We start from the raw sequence: 10,098 nt of genomic DNA, 5'->3' as shown, positions 1-10,098 counted from the left end.
AATATTTTTTGATTATGCTTTGGTGTTATTTTCCATCAACTGCATAACTCCTGTTATATAATAACATTAATGCGCGCCGGGAGGTACGCCATGTCGGTCCTCTTCACACCTAAAAAACTGGGAACCGTAACGATCAACAACCGTTTTGTCCATTCCGCCACTTACGAAGGGCTGGCCCAAGAGTCGGGCGAAACGACCCCTGCGCTGCTCAAGCGGTACGAGACCATTGCCAGGGGCGAAACGGGACTGGTCATCCCCGGCCATCTTTATGTCCATCCCCTGGGCAGGTGTACCACGGCGCAGGCCGGCATACACAGCGACCTGATGATCCCCGGCCTGAGCAGGCTGGCGGATACGGTCCACAGGGAGGGGAACAAAATCTTTTTCCAGCTCTCGCATGCCGGCAGGCAGACAACCAGGGAAGTCATCGGCCAGACGCCCCTGGGACCGTCGAGCGTGGGAAGGGACCCCGTCTACCGGGTAAAACCTGAAGCGATGACGGAAACAGAGATCGGCGAAACGATCAACGCTTTCCGCCAAGCAGCCCGCCGGGCCGTGGAAGCGGGAGCCGACGGCATCCAGCTGCACGCGGCCCACGGCTACCTAATCAACCAGTTCCTGTCCCCATACTTCAACCGCCGCCAAGATGCCTGGGGCGGCTGCGACGAAAACCGCTTCCGCCTGCTCGGCGAAATAGCCGCCGGCGTAAAAGAGATCGTCCCGCGCGGGTTCCCGCTGCTGGTCAAATTGAACGCGTGCGACTACACGCCCCGGGAGGGCATAACCCCTGCTCTTGCGGCGAAGTATGCGCGCCGGCTGGCCGAACTGGGAATAGACGGGATTGAGGTCAGCTGCGGGTCAACGCTTTATTCTCCCCTCAGCACTTGCCGCGGGGCCGCCCCGGCCGAAGAACTCGCCAAGGGCCTCGGCCCGTGGAAAAGGTTTTTGCTCAAGTATTTGCTGAAAAAAACGGCTGCCCGGTTCAGTTTCGTCGAAGGCTATAACCTGGAGGCCGCCAGGATGATCAAGGAAGCGGCCGGAGATGTCCCCGTGATTGTCGTCGGCGGCATGCGCAGCGTCGCCGCTATGTCTGCGGCAATTGAAAACGGCTGCGCCGATTTCATCGCGCTCAGCCGTCCCTTTATCAACGACCCGTTTTTGGTTAAAAGGATCAAAGCCGGGGAAACAGACAGAGTCTCCTGCTCGAACTGCAACCTGTGCCTGGCCGAGATTGCGCTCAACCGGCCGACGCGCTGCCGCAGGAAAAGCATGCCAGGCGCCTAGCAGCAGGAACCGCACGTCCTGCTAAATGCGGGGCGCAAATGAACCGCCCCCGCTTGCCTCCTGCTTGGCCGGTGGTTCCTGGAGCGAATTTATGAGTATATTCAACAGCTCGCTCCCCGACATCGTTTCTATGTCGACCATGTCCCTGTCCGTGTCGATGTACAGCACGACCTGTTTTATGGGACTTATCGCCCGGGCCAGGCCCTCGCTTTTCACTTTGAAAAACAGCCTTTTCCCAAAGGTGAACACAATGACCCAGTAAATCTTTTAGGTATCACGTTGTTATAGGTCGCCGTTAAAAAAATGACCGCCGCGGCAAGGGAAGCGAGCGGCCCGGGTAGCTTCCAGGTGTCGAGAGGCCACAAAAGCAAGTTCACCGCCAGGACGACCCCCAGCTGGATGGACAACAGCTGCCCGGCCATTTTAGGCAAAGCCTTGATCCCCTGCTTCAACGACCCTGCCAGCCAGGAAAGCAAGGTCTCCTCCTTTTGCGGTTGCACCCCGGCAGCCTCTTTTTTCTTCGGGAACGGGGAAGCCACAGGCTTCATGGGCTGCACGGGCTGCGGTATGTGCGGGCAAAACTGTTCCGCCACCCTTTCTTTTAGTTTATTTGACTTTATCTTAATATTCTTTATATTTAGCATTAACCGGCCATGCCTGCCAAATGTTTAAACACATATAAACCTTTTCCCAAAAACTTCTTTGAGCGTGTCAATCACCGTTTCCAGCTCTTCCCGGCTGGCGTTCTCTTGCCAAGTGCCGATGTACATCTCTTCGGCCGTTCTTATCTCCAGCTCGGCAGGCGATCCCCCGGAAACGGCTATCGACCTGACCTCGCCGCAGGGGACGGCGAACTCGTCCCGGCCGGCGCCGACAGTATCGCGGGTAAAGACCAGCGCGTCTTCCGTTAGCTCGACCGTGTAAGTCTCCGTTTTGAAAAATCCGGTCCTGAGTTCCAGCCGGAAGCGCGCTCTTGGTTTACCCACAGCCTCCCCCTCCTGGAAGACTATACTAAACGAAATAGTTGTCGTTGCCAAGATGGACCAGCCCCGCACCTTGTTCGCCTTCAAGCAGCAGAACATGACCAACGCCTTTTACTGTTATCTTGAGGATTTCGCCAGCAAAATACCCCAGAAGGAACGGGACCGCCAGGCGGTAATAGAAAACCTGTCGGCATGGTGGCAAGATATTTGAGTCCATAGTTCCTGCCAGATGACCATAAAAAGCGTAAAACATAAGCACTATCATTTTTATAATTGCTAACTGCAGCGCACGAAAATAGTATAAATCTTTAAAAACAGCCGGCGATTGCCGACATGTCATCCAGGTTATTTTTGGCCCGCATCAATGTTTTTTTCACTGCAGCAGCTTTCGATGAACGCGGTTACTATGTCTGGATCAAACTGCGTCCCCGCATTCCTTTTTATTTCAGTTATTGCTTTCTCCCTGCTCAATGCTTTCCGGTATATCCTGTCGCTGGTCATGGCGTCATAAGCGTCGACGACTGCCAGGATACGGGATAAAAGAGGAATCTCCTCGCCTTTGATTCCCCGCGGGTAGCCCCTGCCGTCCCATCGCTCATGGTGGTAGAGAATGTATTCAGCAATGGGAGCCAGTTCCGGTGTGCTCTGGGCGATACGGTAGCCGATCTCCGGGTGCTTTTTTATTTCCTCCCACTCTTTCTCCGTCAAAGGAGCGGGTTTGAGCAGGATGCTTTCCTTGATGGCCACCTTTCCGATGTCGTGGAGCACCGCCAGCAGTTCCAACTCGTCCCTCTGTTTAGCCGTAATCTGCATTGCCTTCGCTATTTTGAGGCTCATTTCCTTGATTCTTTCCGCATGCTCTTCCGTTTCCATGCTTTTTTCAAAAAGGGCGGCTTTCAGGGCCGAGGTCACGGCATTCCGGTAGCTTTTTCCCTGCAGCAGTTTGTGGCGGTACATCCATTCTTCGGCTTCCTTCAGCACCTGCCAGAGGTCCTCTTTAGCCTTGGTTTTGGTAGCGTAACCCAGGGCGATGCTCAGCTGAATAGGCCCTTCGCCCTCCAACTCGCACTTGTTTTTTATCCTCCCAACGATCCCTTCGGTCGCCTGCACTCCGGTGCGAGGAAGCAATACGACAAACTCGTCCCCTCCCCAGCGGGCCACTATGTCTTCCCGGCGGCAACTTTCCCTTATTATCCCCGCCGCTCTCTTCAAAAGCAGGTCTCCCGCCCGGTGGCCGAAAACGTCATTGGCCAGCTTCAGCCCGTTGACATCGCCCATGATGACCGATATCGGCACCTGGCGCGGCGTATCCAGCCGTCTTATTTCCTCTTCCATAAACCGGCGGTTGTAAAGTCCCGTCAGATGGTCATGGTAGCTCAAATAGAGAATCTCGTCCTCGAACCTCTTGCGCAGGATGAACTCGGAAATGATTCTGGAGGCAAGCTGCAGGCAGTTGATGTCGTCTCCCGACCATTCCCGGTTGTCCAGGCAGTCGTCAAAACCGATAAAACCGTAGTACTCGCCTTCGACAAGGACCGGCAGAACCAGCAGCGACTTTATCTCCTGGGGTCTTAAGATTTCCTTTGTATTTTCGTCCGGGATTTCTTCAATGTCCCGGTAGTTTATCACTTCCCTGTTTTTAAGCCTGTTCACCCACCAGGCGAATTCAGACTCGGGGATGTCCTGCAGGTTTTCTTTCTGCGGCGTAATCCCGGGGGCCGTCCACTCGAAGGTGTTGTTCATGGTCCCTTTGTCCCGGTTTCTTTCAAAAAGATACGCCCGGCTCACCCCTATGCCCTCGCCCATATTCCGCAGCGATTCGTTTAAAAACTCTTCCAAATTTTTTGTCTGTAGAACCAGCTGGGAAACGCCGCTGATTATTTTTTCATATTTCAGTCTCTTTTCCAGTTCTTCTTCGGTCTTTTTTTGCCGGCTGATATCCTTGCTGGAACCGACCAGGTACTTTACCTTTCCCTTCCTGAACACCGGCGTCAGGGTGGTCAGCCATGTTCTCTTGCCGGCAGGAAGAGCAAGCGTCTCTTCATAGGTCAAAGGTTTTTTTGCTTCCACGCATCTTAGATAATTTGCGCTCACGGCCGCGCCTATTTCCTCGCCGGCGAGCTCAACCGGGGTTTTGCCTTTCAAGTCCGTCAGGGTAAAACCCGTCATTTTCCGGTGGGCGGCATTGTTTCTTACATACCGGAATTCCCCGTCTTTCACCCCGACCAGAAACATGGCATCCTGCGTGCAGCTGAAGATCATTTTCAGCTCTTCGGACAGTTCCTCGATTTTTTCCTTCTGGGCCTTGAGAGTTTTTGCCTGCCGGGGCTCCGGGGTGATTTCCTGAAACAAGGTAACAAAACGACCCTTTTGGGGAGAAAATGCGGTTACCCTGTACCAGCGCTTCAGAGGTTCCGCATACTGGCTGAATTCCTGCCTTTCGCCGTTAACGGCCACCCGGCCGTAGAAGGCTGCCCAGTCAAAAGGCCCTTCTCTTATTTCGGTCACCTTTTTCCCGAGGATGGCTTCGCTTTTTAATCCCGTCATTTTTTCAAAAGCGGGGTTGAGATCCAGGAATATGTAGTCTTCCGATTGTCCATCGCTCCCCATGACCAGTTCGTGGCAAGCGTAACCAAATGGTGATTGCCTCAAAATTTCTTGGAAAAGCTTTTCTTCCATCTTTTCCCCTCGCCCTTTTTTATCAAAGTAAAACGCAAAACCTCCCGCGCGGAAGCAAATAGCATACTTTTACGGGATTAAATGCAACCAACCAGTACGGGTTTTATAGGACTTTCGTTCTAATTCTTTGGACTTAATATAAATCTAATGTCAATATTATACTATTTAGCGCCTGCTTGCGCAAAAAAAAAAAACGGCTTTGATTAAGCCCCAAAAATATTGTTAAATGCCTTTTGTCATTATTTTACGCGGTATTTTTCAACCCCGGTTTTGTACAGGTCGTTCCCTTGCGCGTCGGTGACGACAATGCACGGAAAATCTTCCACTTCCAGCCTGTATATCGCTTCCGGTCCCAGGTCCTCGTAAGCCACAACTTCCGCCTTTTTAACCGAGCGGGAAATGATGGCCGCCGCGCCGCCGATGGCCGCAAAATATACTGCCCTGTTTTTGATCATTGATTGAATCACGGCCTCGGAACGCTGGCCTTTCCCAATCATCCCTTTTAAGCCGAGATCCAGCACAGTCGGGGCATAAGCGTCCATGCGGAAGCTGGTGGTGGGGCCGCATGAACCGAGGGCCTTGCCGGGTTTGGGAGGGCAGGGTCCCACATAGTATATTACCTGTCCGTTTATGTCCACAGGCAGTTCTTTGCCTTCCTGGAAAGCCTGGACAAGCCTTTTGTGCGCCGCGTCGCGCGCCGTGTAGATGACGCCTGAAATGGCCACCCGGTCACCGGCTTTCAATTGTTCGACAACCTCCGTGGTAAGAGGAGTCCTGATTTTCTTTATGCTTGCCATTTTCTCCACCCCCCTCATAGAACGGCCTCGGCGTGGCGCGAGGCGTGGCAGTTCAGGTTTACGGCCACCGGCAAAGAGGTGATGTGTGTCGGGTAGTGTTCAATATGGACGGCCAGGGCCGTCACTCTCCCGCCGATGCCCTGGGGCCCGATGCCGGTGCGGTTTATTTCCTCGAGCAGTTCCTTTTCCAGCCTGGCGTACTCCGGGTCGCGGTGGGGCTGGCCGATTTTGCGGGCCAGCGCTTTTTTGGCCAGCAGGGTCGTCATTTCCATCGTTCCCCCGATTCCCACGCCCACGATCACCGGCGGGCACGGGTTGCCACCTGCTTCTACAACCGTTTTCAGCACAAAATCCTTAATGCCCTGGATGCCGTCGGAAGGCCGCAGCATCTTGAGAGCGCCCATGTTCTCGCTGCCCCCCCCCTTGGGAAGGACCATGATTTTCAGTTTGTCGCCGGCAACGATTTCGGTGTGGACCACGGCAGGGGTATTGTCTCCCGTGTTCTTGCGGCGGAAAACGGGGTCGTCGACCATTGAATTGCGCAGGTAGCCGTTTTTGTACCCTCTCCTCACCCCTTCATCAATTGCCTCTCTCAGGCTCCCGCCGACAATGTGCACTTCCTGCCCGATCTCCAGAAAGATAACCGCCGCTCCGGTATCCTGGCACATGGCGATGTTTTCCCGGCGGGCATAAGCAATGTTTTCCAATATCTGCTCAAAAATGTATTTGCCGAACTCCGATTCCTCTTTCCACTGCCATTTTTTAATGTATTCCTCGACGTCCCTGTCCAGGTCGCAGGCGGCTTTGATGCAGATGCTTTCAACTGCGTCTACTATTTGATCCACGTGGATGTCTTTCACGATTACTCCCCCCATTACAGCCGGGCCACGCCGGTTTCCCTGGCCGCCTTGGCCACCGCTTCCCCTACTGTCTCGGCGACCCTGGGGTCCAGGGCATAAGGCAAAACATTGGTCTCGCTCAGCTCTTTGTCAGGTATCATGCCGGCCAGGGCGACGGCGGCGGCCAGTTTCATTTGTTCATTAATTTCCCGCGCACGGACCGCCAGAGCCCCTTTGAAGACCCCCGGGAAAGCCAGGACGTTGTTAACCTGGTTGGGGAAATCCGACCGGCCCGTGCCCACTACGCGCGCCCCGCCTGCTTTAGCCTCGTCGGGGTATATTTCGGGAACCGGGTTGGCCATGGCGAAGACAATGGCGTCCTTGTTCATTGAAGCCACCATTTCCCTGGTGACAAGACCGGGCATCGACACGCCCACGAAGATATCGGCGCCTTTCAGGGCATCGGCCAGAGTTCCTTTTGTGTTGTCCGGGTTCGTGATCTTGGCCAGTTCTTCATGGGCCCAGTTGCGCATGGTTTTCGGGTCGTTCTTGTTTATGACCCCGCTCCTGTTGCAGACGGTAATGTTTTTAACCCCATATGATAAGAGGATCTTGCAGACGGCTGTTCCCGCCGCTCCGGCCCCGCTTATGACCACGCGGCAGGCAGCAAGGTCCTTCTTAACGAGCTTGGCGCTGTTGATCAGGCTGGCCAGCGTGCAGATGGCGGTACCATGCTGGTCATCGTGAAAAACGGGTATGTCCAGTTCTTTTTTTAAACGTTCTTCGATCATGAAGCAGCGGGGAGCGTTGATGTCTTCCAGGTTGATGCCGCCGAAAACCGGGGCGATCAGTTTGACGGTCCTGATTATTTCTTCCTCATCCTTTGTGTCGATGCAGATGGGGAACGCGTCGACACCGCCGAATGCTTTGAACAGCACGCATTTGCCTTCCATGACGGGAAGCGAGGCCGCGGCCCCGATGTCTCCCAGCCCGAGAACGGCCGTCCCGTCCGAAACCACCGCCACCATATTGCCTTTACAGGTATACCTGTATATGTCTTCCGGGTTTTCATTAATCCTGCGGCAGGGTTCAGCCACACCGGGAGTATAGGCCGTGCTGAGGTCGTCCTTGGTCTTGAGCTGGACCTTGCTTATCACCTCAACCTTCCCGCGGTGTTTTTCGTGGAGCTGCAAAGCCATTTGATTGTAATCAGCCATGAGGGTTCCTCCTTTGCGCTTGTTGTTTCGCTGAAAATTACATGCAAGTATCGTGCCGGACGGCTATCAGGTGAAAGAACCGCCGTTTCCGGAAGAACACCGGCAAACAGTATTTCATTTTGAAATTTGAAACCCGTCGCTATTTTTGACTTTCCCCGCTCATTGTTTTCAATCTCCGCCAAAGAGTGGTAGTGCTGATCCCCAGGATTTCCGCGGCTTTATTCTTGTTCCCCCTGACTTGCCTGAGCACTTCCTGAATGCTCTGGTACTCTATCTTTCTGAGGACCCCGTCCCCGTTTTCTTTCCTGGCCGTGCTGCCGTTGGGCCTGTATTTCATTTCCAAAAGACAGCGGTAATCGATTTTATCTTTAATGAGCTGTTCCACGACGGACTCATCAATAACCTCGTCGTCATAAGCGATTATGACCAGGCTTTCGATGAAATTCTGCAGTTCGCGGATATTGCCCGGCCACGAATAACACTTCAGCATGTTCAGCGCTTTTCTGGTGATCCTTTTGGGCTTCAGGTCGTTTTTTGCGCAGTAGTATTCAACAAAGCGCTTGCTCAGGGAAACAATGTCTTCGCTCCTTTCCCTCAGCGGCGGCAGCTTGATCCTGATTATGTCCAGCCTGTAGTACAGGTCTTCCCGGAATTTCCCTTCTTCAACCAGGCGTCCCAGGTCTTTGTTGGTGGCGGAGATAATCCTGATATCAATCGGTATTACCCGGTCGTTTCCTATCCTCACAACTTCTTTTTCCTGGATCACTCTCAAGAGCCTGCTCTGCACGCTCAACGGTATGTCGCCGATTTCATCGAGAAAAATGGTGCCCTTGTGAGCCAGTTCAAAGAGTCCCGGCTTGCCGCTTTTTCTCGCGCCGGTAAAGGCCCCTTCCACGTAGCCGAACAGCTCGCTTTCCAGGATGCTTTCCGGCAGGGCGGCGCAGTTTATGGCGACAAACGGCCCGTTTTTGCGCGGGCTGGCATTATGAATGCTCTGGGCCATCAGTTCCTTGCCCGTCCCGGATTCCCCGGTAATCAGCACAGAGCTTTCCGTTCTGGCCACCCTCCGGGCATAAGTTATGGTTTTGAGCATCATTTTGTTGTCGGTGATTATATCCTCAAACCTGTATTTGGCAAACAGCCCTTTGGCATGCTGTTCCTGCCTTATTCTTTTTTCCAGTTCCTCAATCCTGGTCACGTCCTGAAAGGAAAGGAGGCCCCCGAGCGAAGCTTGGCCGAGGCTCAAGGGGATATAATTGGCCATCACCTTTATATCCCCGATGTCTTTGTAAACCTGCAGGACCTGCTTTCCGGCGCTGGCAATCTCGCCCATCTCCGGCAGAATGTCTTTTAAGGATTTACCCTCTATTTCCCCTTTCGATCTCAGGTTGCGGGAGAACATTTTCCTGGCGACGGGGTTGAGGTACTTCACCGTTTCATTATCGTCCACCGTTATTATGCCTTCGCTGCTGTGCTCGGTTATCGCTTTAAACTGGAGGTACCTTTCCGACTCGACCATTTTCATTTCAGCCAGGCGCGCCGCCTCCAGCACCGCCCTCCTGATCGATTCGATCCCGCATTCCAAAAGCACTCCCGTGAAGCCAAGCTGCCGTGCGCACTCCACCACGGCTTCCCCGCCGATAAAAACACGGACCCCCCTATTTTTGTAAAGCCGCTGGATGCTTTCTTCTATTTCCTGGTAATCATTGAACTTTTCCACACGCAGCATGCAGCCGAAAAACCGATAGTCGCCTTCGATCCCGCCGAGCAGGTTATCATGGCCCATCAAGGCGAAACGGCTGTCATAATCCTTGGCCTTCTCCACGGTTTTCAGCAGGTCAACGCCGGAAAAAACGATAGAGACAAGCGGGACCCTCAGGAGTTTTTCTATTAAGTGCGCTGTCCCGCCCCGGCTGATGAAAACTTCGTTTCCCCTTTCCATCGCTTGCCTGGCCGCTTCAACACCGTTAACAAGGTTGCCTTCGTAAATATCGAAGATGTTCCCGAATTCGCCGGCTGCTTTCCGGGCCAACCCGGCAATGTCGGAATTGGGAGCAATTAACCCGATTTTGCCTTTCAACTTGTTATTAATGTTAATCACCCCATTTGTATTTCAAAATGAAATGCTTTTATAAAAAAGCAATGCTTTTGCCAACGGGAACTGCCCGGATTATTGCGGAACAGGAGGCTTTCGCGCCGCTTTTCTCTTGGCATAAAAGTTGCATTTACAATAAACAAACACAAAGACCAGCTAATTGTTGTCAAGTAAATTTGTGAAAAAAGTTAAAGTTTTTTTCAC

10 protein-coding genes are annotated in these 10,098 nt (G+C 53.3%); 1 reads left to right on the top strand and 9 read right to left on the bottom strand.

From position 1 onward, the window contains the following. Nucleotides 1–90 precede the first annotated feature (90 nt). Entirely contained in the window at nucleotides 91–1,284 is a 1,194-nt protein-coding gene (locus NUV48_15070) for an NADH:flavin oxidoreductase (protein ID MCR4443454.1), read from the top strand. Nucleotides 1,285–1,305: 21 nt separating this feature from the next. On the opposite strand, the gene NUV48_15065 is transcribed toward NUV48_15070, so the two are convergent. The 9 genes from NUV48_15065 to NUV48_15025 all read right to left on the bottom strand — a co-directional run bounded on the left by NUV48_15065 (nucleotide 1,306) and on the right by NUV48_15025 (nucleotide 9,900). After that, nucleotides 1,306–1,500, bottom strand: a complete 195-nt coding sequence (locus NUV48_15065; GenBank protein ID MCR4443453.1) for a hypothetical protein — start codon at nucleotides 1,498–1,500, stop codon at nucleotides 1,306–1,308. Further along, complete coding sequence (locus tag NUV48_15060; protein ID MCR4443452.1) at nucleotides 1,497–1,928, bottom strand: hypothetical protein; 432 nt, start codon at nucleotides 1,926–1,928, stop codon at nucleotides 1,497–1,499. The genes NUV48_15065 and NUV48_15060 overlap by 4 nt, the downstream gene beginning before the upstream one ends. A gap of 24 nt (nucleotides 1,929–1,952) precedes the next feature. Then, nucleotides 1,953–2,270, bottom strand: a complete 318-nt coding sequence (locus tag NUV48_15055) for a hypothetical protein (protein ID MCR4443451.1) — start codon at nucleotides 2,268–2,270, stop codon at nucleotides 1,953–1,955. A 25-nt stretch (nucleotides 2,271–2,295) separates the two neighbouring features. Further along, nucleotides 2,296–2,484 carry a hypothetical protein gene (locus tag NUV48_15050; GenBank protein MCR4443450.1) on the bottom strand — a complete coding sequence of 63 codons (189 nt, stop codon included), beginning with the start codon at nucleotides 2,482–2,484 and terminating at the stop codon, nucleotides 2,296–2,298. A gap of 128 nt (nucleotides 2,485–2,612) precedes the next feature. Next, complete coding sequence (locus tag NUV48_15045; GenBank protein MCR4443449.1) at nucleotides 2,613–4,946, bottom strand: diguanylate cyclase; 2,334 nt, start codon at nucleotides 4,944–4,946, stop codon at nucleotides 2,613–2,615. A 239-nt stretch (nucleotides 4,947–5,185) separates the two neighbouring features. Further along, the gene (locus tag NUV48_15040; protein MCR4443448.1) at nucleotides 5,186–5,743 is read right to left on the bottom strand and encodes a Fe-S-containing hydro-lyase; all 558 of its coding nucleotides are present in this window, start codon (nucleotides 5,741–5,743) and stop codon (nucleotides 5,186–5,188) included. Nucleotides 5,744–5,757: 14 nt separating this feature from the next. Next, complete coding sequence (locus NUV48_15035) at nucleotides 5,758–6,603, bottom strand: fumarate hydratase (protein ID MCR4443447.1); 846 nt, start codon at nucleotides 6,601–6,603, stop codon at nucleotides 5,758–5,760. A gap of 14 nt (nucleotides 6,604–6,617) precedes the next feature. After that, nucleotides 6,618–7,799: an NADP-dependent malic enzyme gene (locus NUV48_15030; GenBank protein MCR4443446.1), complete on the bottom strand. Its 1,182-nt coding sequence runs from the start codon at nucleotides 7,797–7,799 to the stop codon at nucleotides 6,618–6,620. A gap of 139 nt (nucleotides 7,800–7,938) precedes the next feature. Further along, nucleotides 7,939–9,900, bottom strand: a complete 1,962-nt coding sequence (locus NUV48_15025; GenBank protein ID MCR4443445.1) for a sigma 54-interacting transcriptional regulator — start codon at nucleotides 9,898–9,900, stop codon at nucleotides 7,939–7,941. Nucleotides 9,901–10,098 lie beyond the last annotated feature (198 nt).

Source organism: Peptococcaceae bacterium (genome assembly GCA_024655825.1).
In the GTDB taxonomy this organism is placed as follows: domain Bacteria; phylum Bacillota; class Peptococcia; order DRI-13; family PHAD01; genus JANLFJ01.
Note: the sequence above shows the minus strand (reverse complement) of the source record. Positions and strands in the feature narration are given on the sequence as shown.